Origin of the sequence: Vibrio navarrensis (genome assembly GCF_015767675.1) — a bacterium.
Lineage (GTDB): Bacteria > Pseudomonadota > Gammaproteobacteria > Enterobacterales > Vibrionaceae > Vibrio.
This window is the reverse complement of sequence record NZ_CP065218.1, coordinates 130,963-153,859: the sequence shown is the minus strand read 5'-3', so window position 1 is coordinate 153,859 and position 22,897 is coordinate 130,963. Positions and strand designations below refer to the sequence as shown.

Here is a 22,897-nt window from a genome sequence, read left to right as displayed (position 1 = left end):
GTTAGAGTGGCTTTTTATGTCTCAGTTTTTTATTCATCGCCCCGTATTTGCTTGGGTTATTGCTCTTTTCATTATTTTGTTTGGATGTATTTCTATTCCGAAGTTACCTATTTCTCGTTACCCGTCTGTGGCGCCTCCAACGGTCAGTATTATGGCGACGTATCCGGGAGCCAGTCCGAAGGAAATGAATGATGGTGTGCTTAGTCTTATTGAGGGTGAGCTGTCGAACGTTAAGAACTTAATGTATTTCGAGTCGTCTGCTGACAACTCCGGTTCTGCGTCTATTACGGTTACATTTAAGCCGGGAACAGACTCTGATATGGCGCAAGTTGACGTTCAAAACCAACTGAAAGCGGTTGAATCTCGTTTACCGCAGGTGGTGCGTCAAAGCGGCTTGTCCGTAGAATCTGCTACATCCAACTTTTTGATGATTGTCGGGTTGAAATCTGATGATAACCGCTTTGATGAAATCGCATTGAACGACTATTTGGCTCGCAACATCGTAGATGAATTGCGCCGTATTGAAGGTGTCGGGCGTGTTCAGTCATTTGGTGCTGAGAAGGCAATGAGGATCTGGGTTGACCCGAGTAAGCTCAATTCATTGGGTTTAACAATGAATGATGTTAGTCAGGCTATCACTTCGCAAAATACACAAATCGCACCCGGAAGTATCGGTGCTGCACCGACGGTTTTAGGGCAACGAGTAACGGTTCCATTAACCGTTCAAGGCCAGTTAACCAGCGTTGAAGAATTCTCTAATATCATTCTTCGTGCAAACAACAATGGCTCGAAAGTCGTCCTAAGTGACGTTGCGCGTGTTGAAATCGGTTCTCAATCCTATGGTTATTTGAATCGTGAAAATGGTAAAACAGCGACGGCTGCGGCTATTCAGCTTACTCCGGGAGCGAATGCCGTTAAAACTGCAGATGCGGTACAAAAGCGTTTGGCGGAGTTGAGTCAAAGTCTACCTTCTGGGATGACCTATTCAATTCCATTTAATACAGCACCTTTCGTTAAAGTTTCGATCAATAAGGTTATTCATACCTTAGTTGAAGCTATGGTGCTGGTGTTTTTTGTTATGTTTCTGTTTTTACAGAATATTCGTTACACCTTGATCCCCGCTATTGTTGCACCGATAGCCTTGTTGGGGACGTTCACCGTCATGTTGTTAACTGGCTTTTCAATCAACGTGTTAACGATGTTTGGTATGGTTCTGGCGATCGGTATTATCGTCGATGATGCGATTGTCGTTGTCGAAAACGTGGAACGATTGATGTCGGAAAAAGGCTTATCTCCGAAAGAAGCGACATCTAAGGCGATGAAAGAGATTACTGGCGCCATTATAGGCATCACACTTGTGTTAACGGCAGTTTTCATCCCGATGGCATTTGCCAGTGATTCGGTTGGCGCCATTTATAAGCAGTTTACCTTATCGATGGCAGTATCCATTCTGTTCTCAGCATTTTTGGCTCTAACACTAACACCGGCGCTTTGTGCCACGTTGCTAAAGCCGGTTAATGCTAATCACCATGAGCAAACAAGATTTGCGAAATGGTTTAATCGTGGCTTTAACCGAATGAACAATCGGTATGAATCTCAGGTCAACGTGTTAGTGAATCGCAAAGGACGAATGATGCTTGGCTTTGTGTTTCTGTGCGCGATTTTGGTTCTAGTGTATAGGCAGCTGCCGTCATCGTTTTTGCCAGAAGAAGACCAAGGATATTTTATTACCAATATTCAGCTTCCAGCAGACGCAACCACAGTGCGTACGTTGGATGTTGTGAAAAAATTTGAACAGCATGCGTTAAGCCGTCCAGCAATTGAGTCAACAATGACAGTGATTGGTTTTGGATTTTCCGGTTCAGGTACTAACACCGCGCAGAGTTTTACCACGTTGAAAGATTGGGAATCACGCGACGATACCACAGCACTGGATGAGTTAAGACTTGCTGAGGAGGCGATGGCTGACGTAAAAGAAGGCACGGTTATGCACATGCTACCTCCTTCTATTGAAGAGCTAGGTACGAGCTCTGATATTACGTTTTTCTTGCAAGATCGCGGAAATCAGGGATACGAGGCATTAAAAGCCGTTGAGACGAAGATGTTAGAGTTGGCGAAAAATAGCAAATCACTTAGCGATGTCTATTCTGATGGGCTTCCTGCGGGTACAAGTATTCATTTAGATATTGATCGCCAGAAAGCTGAGGTGTTAGGTGTTTCATTCACGAGTATTAGTGAGACGCTATCAACGGCGATTGGATCACTATACATCAACGACTTTCCTAATGAAGGCAGAATGCAGCAAGTCATTATGCAAGCAGATGCTTCATCAAGGATGCAGATTGAGGATGTGCTCAAGCTCTATGTGCGAAATATTAATGGTGGAATGGTTCCGCTATCAGAAATTGTGACGCCTATTTGGTCTGAGTCAGCTCCGCAGTTTATTCGCTTCCAAGGTTATCCTGCGGTTCGAATTTCTGGTAGTGCAGCTGCGGGCGTTGCCAGCGGAGATGCGATGGCTGAAATAGAACAAATGGCGAAGCAACTTCCGTCAGGCTTTACCATTGCATGGACAGGACAGGCATTACAAGAGCTTCACTCAGCAAAACAAGCACCGATGCTAATGGCGCTATCGATGCTAGTCGTTTTCTTAGTGCTTGCGGCACTTTATGAGAGTTGGGCTATTCCTTTATCGGTGATGTTGGTCGTGCCCTTGGGATTGTTAGGTGCGGTACTCGCTATTGTGGCTCGTGACATGCCAAACGACGTTTTCTTCAAAGTCGGGATGATCACCGTAATTGGTCTTTCGGCGAAAAACGCGATTCTAATTGTTGAGTTTGCCAAACAGTTGAGAGAGCAAGGCAACGGGTTGGTACAGTCAGCCGTTCAAGCGGCGAAGTTGAGATTAAGACCTATCTTGATGACCTCTCTGGCATTTGGTCTTGGTGTTGTACCACTGATGCTAGCCTCAGGTGCTAGTGCCGAAACTCAACGAGCTATCGGAACCGGTGTGTTCGGTGGAATGGTCAGCGCTACATTACTTGCCATTTACTTTGTACCTGTTTTCTTCGTGTTCGTGATGAGTATTCAAGAGCGTTATTTTAAAAATGAAAAATGAAATTATAAAACTCACTAAAGTGAAAAGTGACGAGCTGCCCGAATTTAAAACTAAGTTACAGCAGACTTTTACCAATGCGTTAATCGAACAGTTTGGCCCATCTTACAGTGAGCCGATACCTTCCGATGAAGATATATTTGGTTCTTTTAACGCCAAGGGTGCCGTAATAAATCATATCGTACTCGGCGAGGAGAGAGTGGGTGGTGTGGTGCTGAATATTAATACGGATACCCAATATAACAGTCTCGACCTGTTTTTTATTTATCCCGAAAGTCATAACAAAGGTTTAGGGCAGAAATCATGGAGAGCCATTGAAGCTACATATCCAGAAACTAAGGTTTGGACAACCGTTACGCCTTATTTTGAAAAAAGGAACATCAACTTCTATATCAATAAGTGTGGTTTTCATATTGTAGAATTCTTCAACAAATACCATCTAGAAGATGATTCTCAGGTTCGCGATATCGACATGGATGTCGATAACAACGGCTTGTATGAAGAAGACTTTTTCAGGTTTGAGAAGAGAATGAAATAAGTCTTTCCGTTTATAAATTGTACTTCGTGATTTAGTCAGAAACCTGGACCGATGAGTGCTTTTGTTTAAAAAAGAGCCTACCCAAAAAAGTAGGCCAAAATTCCTGTGGAGCAGGTGGAGGGAATAAGTTATGCCGCAACAGCAGTGGCCACGGATGGTTCTTTTAGGGTAATCAGGCGGCAAATGTTTATATCACCTACACCTTCAACCGATTCTAGCTGGGTCATCATGATGGATGTGATATGTCTTTGCTTTGCATCGGCCTCAAGTTGGCTGACAAGTTGATGGGCAATATCGCCACGTTTGTCTAGCGTGGGTAGATAAACTGGGGTCACGCCACGAAGAATTGCTAGCTTACGCAATAGTGCCAGTTTGTCAGACACCGCCCAAATGGTGGCTTGGCTTTGACAGCGTGACATCAAAAGCGGCGTTTCACCTTGCTCCGTCACAATCGCTACACCGAGATCTTTATTCACTTTGGATGCTGAAATCATCGATGACAGAGCAAAGCTTTTGCCCGCATCGCTGCACAGATGTTGTAGCGCATCCCAACAATTTTGCGCGCAGTGAGTTTCGTGCTCAACCCCTTGGGCGATGCGCACCATGGCTTGCACCGCTTCAACGGGGTAACGTCCCGCGGCCGATTCCGCAGAAAGCATGATCGCGTCAGTACCATCAATCACCGCATTCGCCACGTCTAACACTTCTGCACGTGTTGGCAATGGGTTTTCGATCATGGATTCCATCATTTGTGTCGCGGTGATCACAGGTTTACCTAAGTGTTTGGAACGAGCGATCAACGCCTTTTGTACGCTTGGCAAACGAGCATCGCCAATCTCAACCCCTAAGTCACCACGAGCTACCATGATTACATCTGACGCGCGGATCACGCTATCCATCGCTTCTTCACTGGCTACCACTTCGGCACGTTCAACTTTCGCGACAATGTGTGCATGACAACCTGCTTGTACGGCGAGTTGGCGTGCGTATTCAATGTCTTCGGCATTACGTGGGAAAGACACGGCTAGGAAGTCGGCTTGCAGCTCCGCAGCGGTAATGATATCGAGCTTGTCTTTTTCCGTCAGAGCAGGAGCCGAAAGGCCGCCACCGAGCAAGTTAATGCCTTTACGGTTGGAAAGCTTGCCGCTATTAAGTGCGATGGTGTGAACAAGGCGAGTTTGCGTATCGACCGCTGTCACTTCCAGTTGAATGCGACCATCATCCAGTAGCAGGATATTGCCCACTTTCAGGTCATCGAGCAGCTCTGGGTAATCTAAACCCACGCGCTCTTGCGTGCCGGCTTGACGATCTAAATTGCCATCAAGAATAAAGGTGTCGCCTGCGGCGAGTTGAATCGCGCCTTCTGCAAAGCAAGCGATACGAATTTTAGGGCCTTGCAGGTCAACCAGTACACCAACGCTCACATTCAGCTCTTGAGCGATTTCACGCACCATTTCGGCGCGAGCAATGTGTTCTTCAGCGCTGCCGTGAGAAAAGTTAAGGCGAACCACGTTCACGCCAGCTCGGATGAGTTGAGTCAGGGTTTCACGAGTTTGGCTAGCAGGGCCTAAAGTGGCCACAATTTTGGTTTTACACATATTGCAATTCCTATAACGACGCTCAACAAGAAAATAAAAAAGGAGAAAGTAAGCAGGAGCTAGGCTCCTGCTTGGCGTAGATTAAGAGGCTTCTTGAGTTTTCAGAGGCTTGCCTTCAGCTTCGTCGATATCGACGACTTTCTTGGCATTCCACACGGTCAGTGCGAGCAGTACTGAAACCACACCTGCTGCCAGCCAGAAGTACTGAGCGTTACCGAAGTCGTAATGTTTTACGCCTTCGACTTCCGTTACTGTGATGAGTGATGCAGAGATCAGTTCTTGAGCAGAAGCGGCGATGTAAGAACATAGACCGATCAGACCTTTAACTGCACCTACTGCGTTTTTCGGCATCAGGTCACAAGCGATAAGACCTGCAAGGAACACCACTAGACCACCGATTGAGAAGCCGATCATGCTCAGTGCGACCGCATCAACGATACGGTTATCTGGGCCGAAGAACATCAGACACATACCAGCGATGTTGGTCAATCCGTACAGCAGGTTAGGGATGTTACGGTTACCTTTGAACACTTTGTCAGAGAGCACACCGGACAGAATTGCACCGGCCAGCCCCGCTGTTGGATACATGGACATGGCAAAACCGGCGTCAATCAGTGAGTAGCCTTTTTGTTCTTGTAAGAACAGGACGGCCCAAGAAGACATCGCGTAGCGAGAGATGTACATCGCCGCACAAGCTAGAGCGATTAACCATACAACTGGTTGCTTCAGGATGAACATTTGCGCACGACGAGTTTCTTTTGGGTCGTTCGATTTTTTGATTTCAGTACCTTCGTCAAACGCTGTGCCTGGATCTGGCATACCGTAAGTTTGTGGACGGTCTTTCAAAAGTTTAAACATGATGAGAGAAGCCACGATACCTGCGATACCCGCACCGATGAAACCTGCACGCCAGCCGAAGTAGCTCACCAAGCTTGCGGTTAGGATCCAAGTGATACCTTCACCGATGTTACGTGATCCACCCCAGATTGAGTAACGGCTACCACGTTGCTTTGGCGAGAACCATTGGTAGATAGATACGCAAGATGGCGCAGAACCGACCGACTGGAACCAACCGTTCAAGCCCCATAGCAGAACGAAAAAGAAAGCGACGGTGTTCATCCCCATGAAGATAGAGGCGATACCCGACAGCAGCAGTGAGAACGACATAAAGCGGCCAATGTTGGCATAGTCAGACAGGAAGCCGTTCAGGAACTTACCAAATGCGTAAGTAAAGAAGAATGCCGAACCCATGATACCGAGTTCTTCGAGGGTGACGATACCCGCATCCAGCATCGGTTTTTTCACTACGCCGAGCGCCATACGTACCACGTAGAACATGGCGTAACCGAAAATCAGGCCAATAAAGACTTGCCACTGATAACTTTTGTAGCGTTTTAACATTTCCGCTTTTGAACTACCCATTAAAGGTAGGTCTGGGCGGGTTTTAAAGAAATTAAGCATATTTGCTCTCCATGTAGATCAACAGAAATATGTTGGCGAGAGCAGAATGAGTGTTTTGCATATTTGGCTCAAAAGGAGGATTTTGGGGCAAATGTGACTCAAATTGTTTTCTTTAGTGAGTCAAAATAGGGCTTTTCTAGATAACGTCGAGTCAATATTTGCTGATAAAATTAATATCAGTAAGTCAAAGTGCGTCACTTCTGACTCACGATGAAAAATGTCTTTTTTCATCGATGTTCAGAGTTATGAGTGAGCGCACAAAATTTGGGGATATAGCGGATGATGGATAACAGGATAAAACGAGGACTTTCGTTAATGGGGATCGTGGGGGCTTGTCTGCTTTCTGTCTCAGGGCTGGCGGCAGACAAGGAAATTGTCGTTTTAACCACCTTTTCCAAAGAGCCGCTGACAGCGCTTACAGAAGAGTTTGCATTGTTGCACCCAGAAGCCGTTGTGCGTTTCATCCACCGCAGGAGCCAATCGAGTATTCAACTGCTAAATAAAAGCCATATGAAAGATATCGATCTAGTGCTCAGCTCTTCACCTTTTTTGATGCAACATTTATTGCAAAGTCAGCGTTTAGCGCCAGTGCTATATCAGGAAAAACTGCCGAATTGGTTCGAGCCTTATGTGTTATCCCCACAGGCGCGAGTCATGACTATCGGCTACTCTGGCGCAGGGCTGATTTGGAACCGAGATTATCTGCAAACCCACCATTTACAGGTACCTAAGGCGTTTACTGATCTTGTGCAACCTCAATATTTCGGCCATCTGACTATGAGCAGCCCGAGTCGATCCGGAACCACGCAGATGATGGTGGAAAGTATTCTCAGTCGATACGGTTGGCAGGAGGGTTGGCGAATTTTACTCAACATTGGTGCTAATCTTGCCACTATTTCCTCGCGAAGTTTCGGTGTTAGTGATTACATTGCGAAAGGGCAGTTTGGCATTGGACCAACCATTGACAGTTATGCCTTGCTCACGCAGAGAAAGTTCGAACATGTGGGGTTCAGTTACGAAGCGGATTTTACCCTGATGCCTACTTATATCGCTAAGCTACAAAGGCCCCAAGACGATCCATTGGTCAACGAATTCATGACGATGCTGCTGTCGGACAAGATGCAGCAAACTCTTGGGCAAAACAGTTTTGCCAAGTTCTCCTTGCACGACACATCGCTTAGTGATGGTCAGTTGCCGCATTTGAGGGTTGATCAAGTGGTGCTTCGCGAAACACTCACCAATAAGTTGTTTGATCTCGCCATTACGAAACGCTTGCCGCAATTAAAAGATACGTGGTTGAGCATTATTCAGCTTCAACAGCGTTTTGCTGGCCATGCCGATATGTTGGATAGAATTGAGGTGATTCGTATCAAGGCGTTTGACATTGGTATTGCGGAATCGGAAGTGTTGGACATCAGCCGAAAACTGCGAGAGGAAACTCAGCGCAATGAAGAAGGTGATGCGCATGTACAGGCTTTTTTGGCCGAGTTTAGCCATGAGGCGAGCCGTCGCTTGGCACAGAAATTAGCAGAAGCTGATGAGCAGCTAAAAGTACTGAAACGCGAAGGGTCGAAATAAGTTGCGCAAAATGAACACCATTGGCATCAAACTCGTCATGGCATTTGCTAGCAGCACGCTTTTATTGACCGTAGTCTGCCTGATCGCTTGGACAACTTGGAGTGGGCTCGACTCTAGGGTTAGCCGCCTTTTGCATGAGAATGTTCCGCGTTACAACGCCAGCTACCTGTTAGAGAGCCGTAGCAGTGAAGCTCGGCGGCGAATTGAACAGATTCGTCGCGTGAACAGCAAGGTCGATTTAGACAACCAGCTTCAGGCGTTGATATCACAACTGGCGCAAACACAAAGCATTGTAGGCCAGTTACAAACACAACAACCGCTTCAAAATACGCAATTGGATCGCTTGGAAGACTCTTACCAGCAGCTAACGGCAGCGACACAAAAATATGCTGCTTTGATCTCATTACGCATTGACTCGCAAAGGCAAATTGACTTATTGCAAGAACAGCTCGACTGGATTCACATAGATATTCGCACGGAATTAATGCCACTACGCCAAGAAGTAGACTGGCAGATCTCGCGCAATACAAAACAAGAGCAAGTACGAGATCTCCTAACTCAACTCAATAGCATTCAGCAAGTGATGGACCTTGAAACGAACGTTTATGACTTAGTGCTGGATGTGACTGGTGCGTCTCAACTTGGTCATGTAAATAATGGAATGAAGGTGATCCAATATCGCAGCGAAGAGCTGTTTCAGATCAGTCAACCGCTTCTGGATTGGTCTTCTTCTATTGCATTTCAGCAACTTCTCAATGAACTCAACACACTTTTACAGCATCGAGGGTCACTTCATTTACAGCTACTAGATAATGTGGCGTTAAACGGCCAAATTACGGAGCAGCAGAGAGAGATAGAGCAAGTGATTGCGGATATTCACAAGCAGATCGGTGCGATGGTCGCGGAGGCGGATGCGGCTTTTCATACGGTCAAATCAGAAACCACTAAAGTAGTGAAATACGGTAATCAGGTGTTGATTGCCTGTTTCACTATCTCGATCCTGACTAGTCTTTTGCTTGCATATTATTTTATTCATCGACGGATTGTGGTGCGATTGCTGAGTTTAAGCAGCAGTATCGATGCTATTATCAATGACGATTTGCACCATCCGATTGTGGTGGATGGAAGGGATGAAATCGGCCGCCTGAGTGCTAAGCTGATCGAATATGGTGACAAGGTGAAAGAGATGCAGCGTACCAACGCACTCAGCTTAATCAATAACACCAGCGCCAGTTTGATCACCACCGATCTCTATGGCGCAGTGGAGTCGGCGAATGTCAGCGCACGTCGTCTGTTGCAACTAGATGATACCATTACGGCGCAACCCCTTTGGGCGGTGTTTCCAAGCGGCTGTACGGAGGCGCTGCAAGCGCTTTTTTTCCGGGAATCGGAGTTAATGAGCCATTGCCACATTGAACTGACGGTACTGTTTGACCTCAACCACCAAACTCAGTATCTACATTGTGAGTTCAGCCTTTTCACCCATGGGCATAGTGAAAAAGTGATCGTCACCATTAACGATGTGACTGAACAGATGCTTGCTAACCGCACATTAGAGCAAAGAGTTGCCGAGAAAACACGCGATCTGATCGAGCGAAATGCGGAACTAAAACTGCAAGTTGAGGAGCGGCAACGGGCAGAGCGGCATTTGCAAAAAACACAATCGGAGTTAATTCAAGCGGCCAAAATGGCCGTAGTCGGGCAGGCGATGACCAGTTTAGCCCACGAGTTAAATCAGCCATTGAATGCGATGTCTACCTATCTCTACAGTGCTTCGATGTTCAATCAGCAGTCGCAGCCACAGCAGGTCGCGGATTCTCTCCATTATATTGAGAGTTTAAAAGAAAGAATGAGCAAAATAATCAATGGTTTACGTCATTTTGCCCGCAAAACGGACACTGCACAGCCTGAGACATTGAATAATCTGCACGATGTGATTGAACATGCGATTCTTTTGATTAGCTCGAAAGCGAAACGGCAACAGGTTTCAATTTCGAATGGCATCCCCAATGAGTTGTGCGTGTGGGGAAACAGCGTTGAACTTGAACAAGTGTTTATCAATTTACTCGTCAATAGCTGCGATGCATTGAGTGAGCAACAAAGACAACGCTGCGTGACTTTGTTGCATTTGCATACTACGCGGACAAGACACATGATTGCCGTGGCCGATAATGGGGCGGGATTTGACATCGGTATTGTTGACAAACTATTTACACCATTTACTACCACGAAAGAGATAGGTTTGGGGTTAGGGATGAATATCTGCCAATCGATTGTAAAAAAACATAAAGGTGACATTTACTTAGCGTCAGCGCTGAGTGGCGGTGCAATGGTGGTATTGGAGCTGCCCTATGAGCATTAATCATTGTGATGTACTGCTGGTGGATGATGATCAAGACGTTCTTGAGTCTTACGCCCATCTCATGTCGATTTCTGGACTCACCGCTAAGTTGGTAAGCGATCCAACACGGGTGTGTGAGTTATTGCAATTAGACTGGCCGGGAGTTGTTTTGCTTGATATGTACATGCCACAAATGCATGGTATGGAGTTACTTAGTAAAATCAAAAGCTTTGACGAACAAATCCCAGTTATCGTCATCACCGGACATGGGGACATTCCTTTAGCGGTTGATGCATTGAAAAAAGGTGCCTGTGAGTTTTTTGAAAAACCCATTTCGCCACCGCAACTGTTGGCCAAAGTCCGAGAGTATGTGCAGCAGCGTCACGTTTATTGTGAACAAAACAAGCGAGTGAAGCAATCGATAGGCAAAGCACTCATTGGAAAATCAGCACAGATAGAGCAAATTCGTCAGTATGTTGCGCGTTTTGCTCTGCTTAATATCAATTTGGTGATTTGTGGAGAATCGGGATCAGGTCGGCATAATATCGCCCATCTAGTGCATGAAATGGGCGGAAAAAGCGATGATAGAGCATCAATTGAAGCGTGGTATGTCACTCAGCAAACAAGCGGTGATAGCCTTGTGGAGCATCTAAAAAGTACGATGCTCAGGACTTTGGTTGTCGAAAACGTATCGGCGCTCAGCGAATCCACCCAACGCGAATGGGTGCAATTATTGTTAGAGCAGGAGCGAAACCAGGGGAAGAAGGTCCGGGTGATCAGCGTGTTTGACGAAAGCCCAGACCTTTTAATGTCCTCGGGCCAACTGTTGCCAGAGCTCTACTATGTGCTTAATCAAGGCATGATTCAGCTACCCAGTTTAAGGCAACGACCGGACGATATTGCGGCACTGTTTCACCATTTCCTTAAACAGAGTTGCCAGAAACTAGGCAAAGCATTGCCTGCAGTGGATTCCAGTTATCTCGCTTTACTCCGTTCACATCTGTGGCCGGGCAATGTGCGTGAGCTGCGCAATGTCGCGGAATTATACGCGATTGGTATTGTTAAACTGACAGGAAAGGAACGGTTGGTTAGTCAAAATGAGCTGCAATCACCACTTGATACACTGGTGGATGATTTTGAAAAGCAGATTATCGAAGATGCACTTTTTCTGCATGCCGGAAAAGTGGCCGATGCGGCTAGCTATTTGCAGATCCCGCGTAAGAAACTCTATCTGCGGATGAAAAAACACGACATCGATAAAGAGAACTACAAGTCTCGCTAGAAGATTTTGCACTTTCACATTACACAAATAAACTACGCTGCAAAGCGGCACCTTTATCGGTACCGCTTAGATGTCTTAATGGCGACTAAACCCGCGAATAACCTGCTTATCTAGATGTTAAGCAATCGCCGTCGATAGGATCTGTTTTACTTCGGTTGGCGTCACTGATTGGTTCTCAGTTAACGCCACCATGCCGTGGTTGTTCAGTTGGCTGATCACCGCATCAATCGCAGCTTCTTTGTCGTCGCCATGTTCGGTAAGTTGAGTGGCAACGCCCATGCTGTGGTAGAAGGCTTCAATGGCATCGATGGTACGCTCTGCCAACTGTTCATTACCTTGCAAGGCAAACACTTCACGACCCATCTGTTCCAGTTTCGCGCGTTTGAACTCGATCTGGTTACGTAGCAGAGAAGGCTGAACGATGGCCAGAGAACGAGCGTGGTCAACATGCCACAGCGCTGTTAGTTCATGGCCAATCATGTGCGTTGCCCAATCCTGTGGCACACCACTGCCAATCAAACCGTTCAGAGCTTGGTTGGCGGCCCACATCAGGTTGGCGCGCCATTCGTCACTGTCGCGATCAGCAAAACGCTCGCCAAGCTTTTTCAATGTTTTGAGAAGCGCTTCAGCGTAAGCGTCTTGCACCATTGCTCCGGTTGGACGAGTGATGTACTGCTCACACACGTGTACCCACGCATCGACAATGCCGTTCAGGAGCTGCTTTTCAGGCAGCGTTTTCATCACATCCGGGTCCATTACCGCAAACTTAGGCTGCACGTAGGGGCTAAGGAAAGCCAGCTTGTCTTGTGTTTCTGCTTTGGTGATCACCGCGCCGGAGTTGGACTCAGAGCCCGTTGCAGGCAACGTCAGTACCGCGCCCAGTGGTGTTGCACTGGTGACATGGTGCTTGCCCGTCAAGATGTCCCAGCCATCGCCATCGTATTTCGCCGCCGCTGCCACGTATTTCGAACCGTCAATCACCGAACCACCGCCCACGGCCAGAATAACGTTGATCTGCTGCTGTTTCACGATGTGGACCGCTTTGTCCAAGGTTTCCTTGGTCGGATTGGGCTCAACACCAGAGAATTCCACCCAGTCAAATCCTTCTAGAGCACTGGCCACTTGGTCATAAACGCCGTTTTTCTTAATGGAACCGCCACCGTAGATAACCAGAACTTTCGCTTGCGGATCCAAGGCGCGAGTAATGGCGCTAATTTGCCCCTGACCAAAAAAGATCTGAGTTGGGTTGGAGTAAGAAAACTTCATGCTTCACCTCTTGCTTGGTTTGACTTGTCTTGCTTTTGTTGTTGCATAATAGTCCAGAATGTTGGATGTTTGCAGGCCTAAAACTCGAATTATTTTGCCTATTACTACAAAAATTGTGTGGGGGATAAATGGAAACTCTGGCAGAGATAATGCAGCGCTATGTAGATTGCCGTGGATTAAGCGCCTTGGAAGGGATCACACAGACGCCAATCCCCGGCGTGTGGTTTTATCGCAGTAGCCGAGGAAATTCGCGCCAGCCATTTGTTTATCAGTCTGGAATCATAGTGCTTGGTCAGGGATGTAAAAATATCCACATTGGTGATACGCCAGTTTGCTACGGCCCGAATGACTATCTAGTGGTGGGCGTGCCGATGCCTTTGGAGTGTGAGGCGTTTGCTTCCGAGCATCAACCACTGCTGGGCATATCGGTCGATATTCCTTTGCCCTTGCTGCAAAAAATGGTGCATAAATTGGAAAGCCTCAACTACCGTACTGGCGTACCTGTGAATCAAGAAGCTTGCGGTTTAAAGTCAGTTAAGATGGATGACTTGATGCTTGATGCCTGCAAACGTTTGATGCGCGCACTGTGTGATGATGTTGAAAGTGAAATGCTCGGTGAATCTTTGCTCGAAGAAATCGTGTTCCGCGCATTGCTTAGCCAAGAAGGGTACGTGTTGTTTGAACTGGCTCAAAAAGAGGGCTTCTACTCAAAAATTGCCCGTGTGCTGGAAAAAGTACATCAGGATTATCCCAACGCGATGACGGTGCAAGGTTTGGCGGCCGAAGCCAACATGAGCGTTTCTGCCTTCCATAACGCCTTTCGCTCCGTTACTTTGGAGTCGCCGATCCAGTACATCAAAAAGGTGCGGCTCAATAAGGCGCGTGAACTGATCAAACTTGAAGGGCGTCGGGTCAACGATGCGGCGAGAATGGTCGGCTACACCAGCACTTCTCAATTTAGCCGCGAATACAAAAGACACTTCAATGAAACGCCGAGTGGCAGTGCAACTGCATAGAAATATGTCATCCCTATGACCACGTTTTATCTGATGTACAGCGATTATAAAACAGATTGCGCAATAATCTTTTAGCAATGAGCTTTATCACAGAGAGATATACTCAAAAGCGCGTTTTTGGAACGATTTTTCCAGATTATTTAAGTATGCGAAATTAATCAGAAATTAGTTGTCGGTGCAAAATAAGATCGATCCCGTTGCACGTTTGCACTGCTTTCTTGCGAGTGAATTTATAAATATCGCAATTGGTAGGTGTGAAAATTCCATCTTGTACTTAAGTTATTTCACGATGAAACATAAGTCGCCGAAACGAAAATTCGCTGACAGATTCACGTTGAAACAATCACTTAAGGAAAAGCAAGTATGCGCTTAAAGAATGGAAAAGCCGCCAAGAGTGTCTTTACACTCAGTACCCTCACGGCGTCATGTTTGATGGCCTTCAACAGTTACGCCGCCATTGACTGCTCGCCATTGCAAGAATGGAACTCTGCAACGGTTTATACCGGAGGCGATAAAGTACAGCATCAAGGGCAAGCTTACCAGGCCCGCTACTGGACACAAAATAATAACCCTGTCGAATTTTCAGGGGACTGGGCGCAGTGGAAAGCGCTGGGCGCGTGTGATGGTGGCCCGGTGGATCCCGTAAATCAAGCTCCAACGACCTCATTGACCTCACCACTCTCTAGTGATGTGGTGAAAGAGGGGGATGTGGTTGTACTGTCAGCCAACGCAGCAGACCAAGATGGCTTGGTGGCAAAAGTGGCGTTTTTGGTCGACGGAGTGGTTGTTGGTCAAGACAGCTCTGCGCCTTTCTCTGCAACCTGGACGGCGACAGCTGGCGTGCACACGTTCAGCTCAGTCGCTTATGATGATAAAGGCGCCGCTAGCCAGCCAAGTAAAGTCACGTTGACGGTCGAATCGACGCAACCGGGCAACAATGCGCCAACGGTCGATCTGGCTCTGTCTGCAACGACAGTTGAGCAAGGTGCTGTGGTGACCTTAACGTCAAATGCCGCAGACAGCGATGGTACGGTTGAGAAAGTTGACTTTTTTGTTGGCGGTGTACTGGTCGGTACGGCGGCGACCACTCCTTATTCTCTCGACTACACCACCACTCAAACGGGATCCCTGTCTGTGTTCGCTCGTGCGACCGATAATCTTGGCGCAACGACTGACTCTGCGGCGCAAACGCTCAAAGTAAACGGTGCGGCGACCGTGGCATCTTGTCGTCCGGATGGTTTGTACCAGACCGAGGGCGTTAACGTGCCTTACTGTACTGTGTATGACGAGGAAGGCCGCGAAAAAATGGGCGCTGATCATCCTCGCCGTGTGATTGGCTACTTCACCAGTTGGCGTAGTGGCGACGATCCGCAAGCCGCTTATCTGGTCAAAGACATTCCGTGGGAACAACTGACACACATCAACTATGCGTTTGTCAGCATTGGCTCTGATGGCAAAGTCAATGTTGGTAACGTCAATGATCCCAATAATGCGGCGGTGGGCAAAGAGTGGCCGGGCGTCGAAATTGATCCAACCTTGGGCTTTAAAGGCCATTTTGGTGCGTTGGCTACCTACAAACAGAAATATGGTGTTAAGACGCTGATTTCGATTGGTGGTTGGGCCGAGACAGGCGGTCACTTTGCTGAAGATGGCAGCCGTGTGGCCGATGGCGGTTTCTACAGCATGACGACGAATGCGGATGGTTCGATTAACCACGCAGGCATCGAGAAATTCGCTGCGTCCGCCGTCGACATGATCCGCAAGTACAAATTTGATGGTGTGGACATCGATTACGAATACCCAACCTCTATGGCTGGCGCGGGGAACCCAGACGATAAAGCCTTTATGGAACCCCGTCGTAAGTATCTCTGGGCCTCTTACCAAGAGTTGATGCGTGTTCTACGTGAAAAACTCGATCAAGCCTCGGCGCAAGATGGTCACCACTACATGTTGACCATCGCGGCACCTTCATCGGGTTATCTGCTGCGCGGTATGGAAACGTTCGATGTCACCAAGTATCTCGATTACGTCAACATCATGTCTTACGACTTGCATGGTGCGTGGAACGATCACGTTGGTCACAACGCGGCGCTGTTCGACACAGGCGAAGACTCTGAGTTGGCGCAGTGGAATGTGTATGGCACGGCGCAGTACGGCGGTATTGGGTACCTCAACACTGACTGGGCTTACCACTACTTCCGCGGCTCCATGCCAGCAGGACGCATTAACATTGGTGTGCCGTACTACACGCGCGGCTGGCAAGGTGTGAAGGGCGGAACCAACGGTCTGTGGGGGCGTGCAGCGTTGCCAAATCAGTCTGAATGTGCGCCGGGAACAGGCGAAGGTGAGAAGAACAACTGTGGCTATGGTGCAACCGGTATCGATAACATGTGGCATGATGTCAACGCCGCTGGTGATGAGATGGGGGCAGGTTCCAACCCAATGTGGCACGCGAAAAACCTAGAGAATGGCATTTTCGGCTCGTACGCGTCTGCCTATCAGCTTGACCCTATCACTGATCCACAAGACAAGCTGATCGGCAACTATGTCCGCCACTATGACAGTGTCGCAGTCGCGCCATGGTTGTGGAACGCGGAAAAATCGGTCTTCCTCTCTACGGAAGATAAAGCCTCGATTAATGTCAAAGCGGATTACGTGATCGACAAAGAGATTGGCGGCATTATGTTCTGGGAACTGGCGGGCGACTACAGCTGTTATGTGCTTGATGAAAACGGTAAGCGCACCACGATCGACGAGACGGAACAAGCTTGTGCCTCAGGCAACGGTGAATACCACATGGGTAATACCATGACCAAAGCGATTTACGATAAGTTTAAGTCAGCAACGCTTTACGGCAATGCGGTCGCAACCAGTGCAGTTCCCGCGCAAACAGTGGATATCGCGGTTTCTGTGGGTGGCTTTAAAGTCGGCGATCAAAACTACCCAATTAACCCGAAAGTGACCTTTACCAACAACACTGGCACCGCGATACCCGGTGGAACGGAGTTCCAATTTGACATTCCTGTTTCCGCGCCGGATAACGCAAAAGATCAGTCTGGTGGCGGTTTGAAAGTGATTGCCTCTGGTCATACTCGCGCAAACAATATCGGCGGTCTGGATGGTGTGATGCACCGTGTGGCGTTCTCTCTTCCGGCTTGGAAAGAGTTGCCAGCGGGCGGAACCTATGAACTGGACATGGTCTACTATCTGCCGATTTCTGGACCGGCGAATTACAGTGTGAGCATCAACGGTGTCGACTACGCGTTCAAATTTGAGCAGCCAGATTTACCTGTCGCGGATCTTAGCAGTGGCAACACAGGCGGTGACACGGGCGGCGATACTGTTGGAAACACAGGATCGGGTGAGGTCATTCAATGGCAACCGGGGGTAACGCAAGCGAAAAGCGGCGATACCGTCATCTATAACGGGAAGTGCTTCGTGGCGAAAAACAACCCGGGCGTGTGGGAGTCACCAACACAATCGAACTGGTTCTGGGATGAAGTAACGTGTCCATAACCAGTTATCAATAGCCCCAAAAGGCAAACCCCCGTCTGAATGTCAGACGGGGGTTTTTAATACCAGTAGGAGGGAGGTTAAAATTGATAGCTCTCTGGAACCACGACGACACCACTTTCTGAAATTTTAAATCGTTTGGCGTCTTCGAAGCGGTTGATACCTATCTGAGTGTAGGGGGGAATTTTCACATGTTTGTCGATAATGCAGTTGACCAGTTGGCATCCTTCGCCAACTTCGACCGCATCAAAAATAATGCTGTCAACCACAGTGGCACCGTCGTTGATGCGCACGTTGGAAGAGACTATCGAGTGCTGAACTGAGCCACCTGAGTTAATCACGCCGTTGGCAATGATCGAGTTGATAAATATCCCTTCATTGCCTGTGCCCGAAGAGACCGTACGTGCAGGGGGGAACTGCGGTTCGTAGGTTCTTATCGCCCAGTTTTTCTGATAAAGATTCATTGGCGGGATAGGCTCTAACAAGTCCATATTCGCTTGATAGAAAGAGTCAATGGTCCCGACATCTCGCCAGTAGCAGTCACGATCCACACGTCCTTTTGCTCCGCAAAACTGATACGCATAAACCCCTTCGGTTTCAATCAGTTTAGGAATGATGTCCTTACCAAAGTCATGCGAGGATTGTTCATTCTCAGCATCCTGCAACAGAACACTTTTTAGCGTTTCCATTTCAAATACGTAGATGCCCATTGACACTAGGCTGCGACTTTCATTGCCCGGTATATGTGGTGGATTTTCTGGCTTTTCAATAAATGAGTGAACACGGTTTTGATCATCAACCCCCATAACACCAAACGCGGACGCTTCGTTACAGGCAACATCCATACAGGCAACGGTTAACTTGGCTTGATTGGCCAAATGTTCTTCAACCATCGCGGCATAGTCCATTCGGTAGATGTGATCGCCTGAAAGCACAACAACATGCTTTGCGTCATTACGGTTTAGCAACCAAAGGTTGTGATAAATCGCATCGGCAGTGCCTTCATACCATTTGCCGCCTTTGCGCATTTGTGGTGGTACGGCCGTGATGTATTCCCCGAGTTCGGGATTAAAAATCGACCAGCCGTCGCGCAAATGTTTATGTAACGAGTGAGACTTGTACTGCGTCAGCACCAGAATCTTACGCAGACCGGAATGAAGGCAGTTGGTCAACGTAAAATCAATGATGCGATATTTTCCACCAAATGGTACGGCTGGTTTGGCTCGGTTGTCGGTTAACGGACTCAAACGCGATCCCACACCGCCGGCAAGTATCACAGCGAGGATATCTTGCATATATTTTCTCCCTGAATTAGTGCATCCCTAATCAGATTAGTACAAGAATTACGCCACAATTTAATCGCCCTAAAAAGCTCATTTTTTTGTTAGATAATCTATGATTCTGCACAAAAAACATGCATTCATTGAGTGTTTTTGCACGATAAATGGGCATCGGGTCGTTTTTGTTGACCAGTGGAAAGGCAATAAAATAGCCGGTTTGATTGACGTATCGATTCGATTTGGCCTTAGCGGTAAATTAGCATTACAAGCGGTGCAGTCGCTAAGTGGCGGCGAGCAAACCCAAGTGAAACTGTGTTGCCTCGCACTACAACCGACGCATTTATTGGTGTTGGATGAACCCACCACTCATTTGGATATCAATGTTAAATCGGCACTAAAGCAGGCGTTGATCGAATACTCAGGAGCGGTGATTGTGGTTTCTCACGAGCGCGAGTTTGTTGATGATTGGCCAGATAGAAACGTGGATGTTCAAGCGTTTCAAACTAATACAAACGCCGAGTAACTTACTGATATTTAAATTAAACTGGCAAATGTTAAATAGGCGCCAAGCCAACTTGGTGCCTATTTACACTGTAAATGCGTTAGTTTAGGTATTTGTCCGGTGAGCTTAACTTAAGCCGACAATCTCCCCATTCTCATTGATATCCAACTGCATAAACGCAGGTTTGTCTGGCAACCCTGGCATGGTCATTACATTGCCAGTCAGCGCATAGACGAAACCCGCACCAGCGCAGAGCTTCACTTCACGGATGGTGATGGGAAAGCCACTGGGTGCGCCTTTCAATGATGAGTCGGAAGATATGGAGAGCGGCGTCTTCGCCATACAAACCGCGAGCTCGCCAAAGCCAAGTTCTTGGTACAGAGACAGTTGCTGCTGCGCCAAGGGAGTGAACTCCACCTCGCCGCAGCCATACCCTTTGCGACATACGGTCGTGATTTTCTCTTGCAAACTTTGCTGAGGCTGATAAAGCGAGCGAAAATCAGCCTGTTCTGCACACGCTTCAATGACTTCACGTGCGACGGCTTCCATTCCTTTGCCACCGTTGGCAAAACCATCACTCACCGCTACTCGTAAATTCAGAGATAATTTCTGTACCCATTCGACAAGCTGTGAAAGCTCTTCGTCACTGTCTTGTGGAAAGCGGTTAATCGCGACCACCACAGGTAAGCCATATTTTTGCACATTGTCTATGTGCCATTTAAGGTTGCTGAAACCGGATTCGAGCGCTTTGGCGTCACAGGAAAAGAGGGAATCTGGTAAAGGCATGCCCGGCCGCAAATCGTATAATCCTGAGTTGGCTTTCAAACCTCTTAACGTGGCGACAATCACCACACAGTCTGACGCTTTGTGAGAAGTGGACGACTTGATATTGCACGCTTTCTCAAGCCCCATGTCAGAACCGAATCCTGCCTCGGTGACAACGTAACTGGAGAGTTTTAACGCGATCTCATCAGCAATTATCGAGGAGTTACCATGTGCGATATTAGCAAACGGGCCTGAATGGATCAGTGTAGGCACTCCCTCAAGAGTCTGCATTAACGTTGGCTTGATCGCCTCTTTTAAGGTGACCGTCATCGCTCCGGCCACTTGCAGCTGCTCGGCACTCACTGGTGCGCCATCGAGATCGTACGCCAAAACCACTTTGCCGATCCGCGTACGCATATCTTGCAAATTCTTGGATAAAGCGAGGATGGCCATCAACTCTGACGCCGCAGAAATATCAAAGCCTTCTTCTCGTTCAAACCCATTAATGATTTTGCCCTGGTCATTCAAACCGACAAGAACTTTGCGCAGCGCACGATCGTTGTGATCCATCACGCGCTTCCACACCACCCGATGCGGGTCAATGCGCAGTGCCGTTAAGCCCGTACGAGCTTCAAACGCCGCATAGCCTTCGCGTTGTTCATGATAGATTCGGGCATCGATGGCGGCGGCGGCTAAATTGTGCGCTGCAGTGACCGCATGAATATCCCCGGTCAGATGCAAGTTGAGTTCGTCCATCGGTGCGACTTGCGAATAACCGCCGCCAGCAGCGCCGCCCTTAACACCAAAGACTGGCCCCATGGAAGGTTGGCGAATACACGCCATGACAGACTGTTCAAGTGCGCGTAAACCCTGCGCAAGACCAATGGTCGTGACCGTTTTCCCTTCGCCTAGAGGTGTTGGTGTGATAGCCGTGACTAAAATCAGCTTGCCGTCGGGTTTGTCCGCTAAGCGAGAGACACACTTTGCAGATACTTTCGCTTTGTATTTACCGTGAGTCTCAAATTCATCTGGCAGCAGACCGGCCTGCTGAGCAATCTTGTCAATGGAAAGGAGTGGTGTGGAGCGACAAATATCGATATCTGAAAGCATGCTGAACCTTTTGATTTCGCCAAAGCAAACGTTTGCGTTCGAATAATACGGATCTAAATATGGTAGTAAAGCAGTATATCTAACCTGATTGGGAGCAAACTAGATTATTTCGGTAAATATTGGTTGAGATCAAAAATAAAAGGCTGCCCGTTGGCAGCCATCTAGCTCAATGTCCCTACTAGCGATCCCAGTAGGCTTCTTCCAAGCTGTCTTCCCGCTCAGGAAGGGCACGTGAGAGGCGAGGAGAGTGCTGGGTAAGCACTTCATAGCTCACGCGATTGGCGTATTTACAAATTTGTGACAAGGAAGAATACGTCAGGCAAATATGCTGATGTTTCACCGAGTTTGGCACGTTTCTTTGGTGAAAGGCGTTGGCTGCCATATCATGCAGTAAAGCAGAGAGCGCGCCATCTCCAGCACCATTGGTATTTTTGATCTCCGCTGGCCCGCCGAGGTAAGGACCAATGTGCGAGTAAACACGTATTGGCGCTTTACAATCACTGCGTCGCATCGCACGGCTAAACTCGAATTGATTAAAGCCTTCAATGCTACCAGGGTAAATATCATGCGTGGTTTCGCGTTTGGCATCTTCATCGGTGTAACCCGCCATGTAGAGACCATCGGGGCCGGCAGTACAAAGAACCAAGTCGACCCACTGCAGTGCTTTATCCGCCGCTTGTAGCGGGTCACGTTCCCCCGTCAGCGCAAAGCCTTCTTCCTCATTCATTGCCACGACAGTAATGTTGTCACGTAGGTACTCTTGCCACCACTGTGGATTGCCTTCAATCACGTATTTGGTACCGAGTGTTAATACCACGGGCACTTGGTGCTTTTTCGCATATTCGATTGCTCTTTGTACCGCTTGTGGCATCGGATCTTCGGGCTTGCCGCGCATCAAATAAGAGGAGACGACCAGTGCTGACGCTTTTTCAAATACTTCTTCAGGAATGCTCTCTGGCGCCAACTGGTTCATGTGGCCTTCGTTGATAGCAAAAGTGCGTTCGCCATCTTGAGAAATAAGGGTATAGCAGCGGCCAATTGGCCCATCGACGGTTTGTAGATGATTGAGGTTCATTCGTGACGACGTACGGCACAAATAGCGATAGGCGTAAGAACCCACTTGAATGTTCTTGGACATCACGCCCAACAGCACCGATTTGCTGTCGGCCAGCACAGAGTAATTGTGCAGCGTGTTACCAATGGTGTCGCCCGGGTACTGATGGGTGATTAAACCGCATTCAACCAACTCATCGTACAGCGCATCCGCTTTGCTCTCTTCAAGAACCAGCGAGTGTCCTTTGCTCAGTTCGTATTTGGCTAAGAAATCGTCGTCCACACGCGCTTCGATATCGACGATAGTTTGTTCAACGCCAACCACAGTTGGGCGAAACATTTTGGGTGCGGTCTTTAGTTCGTTGACCAGAGGATCTCGATCGTTCGTGGGGAAGTAATGTTTAGATTTACGCTGACCAGGAAACTTCATGCTAGTTAATGACTGAGAAAAAAGGAGGCGCATGATATCACATTTTTTT

The 22,897-nt window shown here is 47.9% G+C and carries 13 protein-coding genes and 2 pseudogenes; 9 read left to right on the top strand and 6 right to left on the bottom strand.

From position 1 onward, the window contains the following. Positions 1-16: 16 nt before the first annotated feature. Positions 17-3,118: an efflux RND transporter permease subunit gene (locus I3X05_RS17505; RefSeq protein ID WP_337971339.1), complete on the top strand. Its 3,102-nt coding sequence runs from the start codon at positions 17-19 to the stop codon at positions 3,116-3,118. Then, on the top strand, positions 3,108-3,653 hold the full coding sequence (locus tag I3X05_RS17500; RefSeq protein WP_193157705.1) for a GNAT family N-acetyltransferase: 546 nt from the start codon (positions 3,108-3,110) through the stop codon (positions 3,651-3,653). The genes I3X05_RS17505 and I3X05_RS17500 overlap by 11 nt, the downstream gene beginning before the upstream one ends. 128 nt (positions 3,654-3,781) lie before the next feature. Here the strand turns inward: I3X05_RS17500 and pyk are convergent, their stop codons facing one another. Then, the gene (pyk, locus tag I3X05_RS17495) at positions 3,782-5,251 is read right to left on the bottom strand and encodes a pyruvate kinase (RefSeq protein WP_193157706.1); all 1,470 of its coding nucleotides are present in this window, start codon (positions 5,249-5,251) and stop codon (positions 3,782-3,784) included. Positions 5,252-5,332: 81 nt separating this feature from the next. Then, the gene (locus tag I3X05_RS17490) at positions 5,333-6,712 is read right to left on the bottom strand and encodes an MFS transporter (RefSeq protein WP_045572202.1); all 1,380 of its coding nucleotides are present in this window, start codon (positions 6,710-6,712) and stop codon (positions 5,333-5,335) included. Between the two features lie 279 nt (positions 6,713-6,991). On the opposite strand from I3X05_RS17490, the gene I3X05_RS17485 reads away from it, so the two are divergent. From I3X05_RS17485 to I3X05_RS17475, 4 genes and pseudogenes are all read left to right on the top strand, one after another. After that, positions 6,992-8,290 (top strand): ABC transporter substrate-binding protein, encoded by a 1,299-nt coding sequence (locus I3X05_RS17485; RefSeq protein ID WP_139046429.1) that lies wholly within the window; start codon positions 6,992-6,994, stop codon positions 8,288-8,290. Positions 8,291-8,300: 10 nt separating this feature from the next. After that, positions 8,301-10,652, top strand: coding sequence for an ATP-binding protein (locus I3X05_RS17480; RefSeq protein ID WP_226978086.1), 2,352 nt, complete (start codon positions 8,301-8,303; stop codon positions 10,650-10,652). Beyond that, a pseudogene (locus I3X05_RS23835) lies at positions 10,642-10,935 on the top strand (response regulator); the annotation flags it as partial. The gene I3X05_RS17480 and the pseudogene I3X05_RS23835, both read left to right, overlap by 11 nt. A 129-nt stretch (positions 10,936-11,064) precedes the next feature. Then, positions 11,065-11,913, top strand: a pseudogene (locus I3X05_RS17475) (sigma-54-dependent transcriptional regulator); the annotation flags it as partial. Positions 11,914-12,030: 117 nt separating this feature from the next. Here the strand turns inward: I3X05_RS17475 and I3X05_RS17470 are convergent. Then, positions 12,031-13,179: an iron-containing alcohol dehydrogenase gene (locus I3X05_RS17470; protein ID WP_193157708.1), complete on the bottom strand. Its 1,149-nt coding sequence runs from the start codon at positions 13,177-13,179 to the stop codon at positions 12,031-12,033. Between the two features lie 128 nt (positions 13,180-13,307). Between I3X05_RS17470 and I3X05_RS17465 the strand changes: the two genes are divergently transcribed. Both I3X05_RS17465 and I3X05_RS17460 read left to right on the top strand, forming a co-directional pair. After that, positions 13,308-14,195: an AraC family transcriptional regulator gene (locus tag I3X05_RS17465; protein WP_193157709.1), complete on the top strand. Its 888-nt coding sequence runs from the start codon at positions 13,308-13,310 to the stop codon at positions 14,193-14,195. Positions 14,196-14,558: 363 nt separating this feature from the next. Further along, positions 14,559-17,711, top strand: a complete 3,153-nt coding sequence (locus tag I3X05_RS17460) for a chitinase C-terminal domain-containing protein (RefSeq protein ID WP_337971338.1) — start codon at positions 14,559-14,561, stop codon at positions 17,709-17,711. 77 nt (positions 17,712-17,788) lie between these two features. On the opposite strand, the gene glgC is transcribed toward I3X05_RS17460, so the two are convergent. Then, positions 17,789-19,003, bottom strand: coding sequence for a glucose-1-phosphate adenylyltransferase (gene glgC, locus I3X05_RS17455; protein WP_045572209.1), 1,215 nt, complete (start codon positions 19,001-19,003; stop codon positions 17,789-17,791). Positions 19,004-19,103: 100 nt separating this feature from the next. On the opposite strand from glgC, the gene I3X05_RS17450 reads away from it, so the two are divergent. Beyond that, complete coding sequence (locus tag I3X05_RS17450) at positions 19,104-19,511, top strand: ATP-binding cassette domain-containing protein (RefSeq protein WP_045572210.1); 408 nt, start codon at positions 19,104-19,106, stop codon at positions 19,509-19,511. Between the two features lie 105 nt (positions 19,512-19,616). Here the strand turns inward: I3X05_RS17450 and I3X05_RS17445 are convergent, their stop codons facing one another. Both I3X05_RS17445 and I3X05_RS17440 read right to left on the bottom strand, forming a co-directional pair. Then, the gene (locus tag I3X05_RS17445) at positions 19,617-21,365 is read right to left on the bottom strand and encodes a formate--tetrahydrofolate ligase (protein WP_337971337.1); all 1,749 of its coding nucleotides are present in this window, start codon (positions 21,363-21,365) and stop codon (positions 19,617-19,619) included. A 178-nt stretch (positions 21,366-21,543) separates the two neighbouring features. Continuing rightward, complete coding sequence (locus tag I3X05_RS17440; protein WP_337971336.1) at positions 21,544-22,848, bottom strand: inosine/guanosine kinase; 1,305 nt, start codon at positions 22,846-22,848, stop codon at positions 21,544-21,546. Positions 22,849-22,897: the final 49 nt, after the last annotated feature.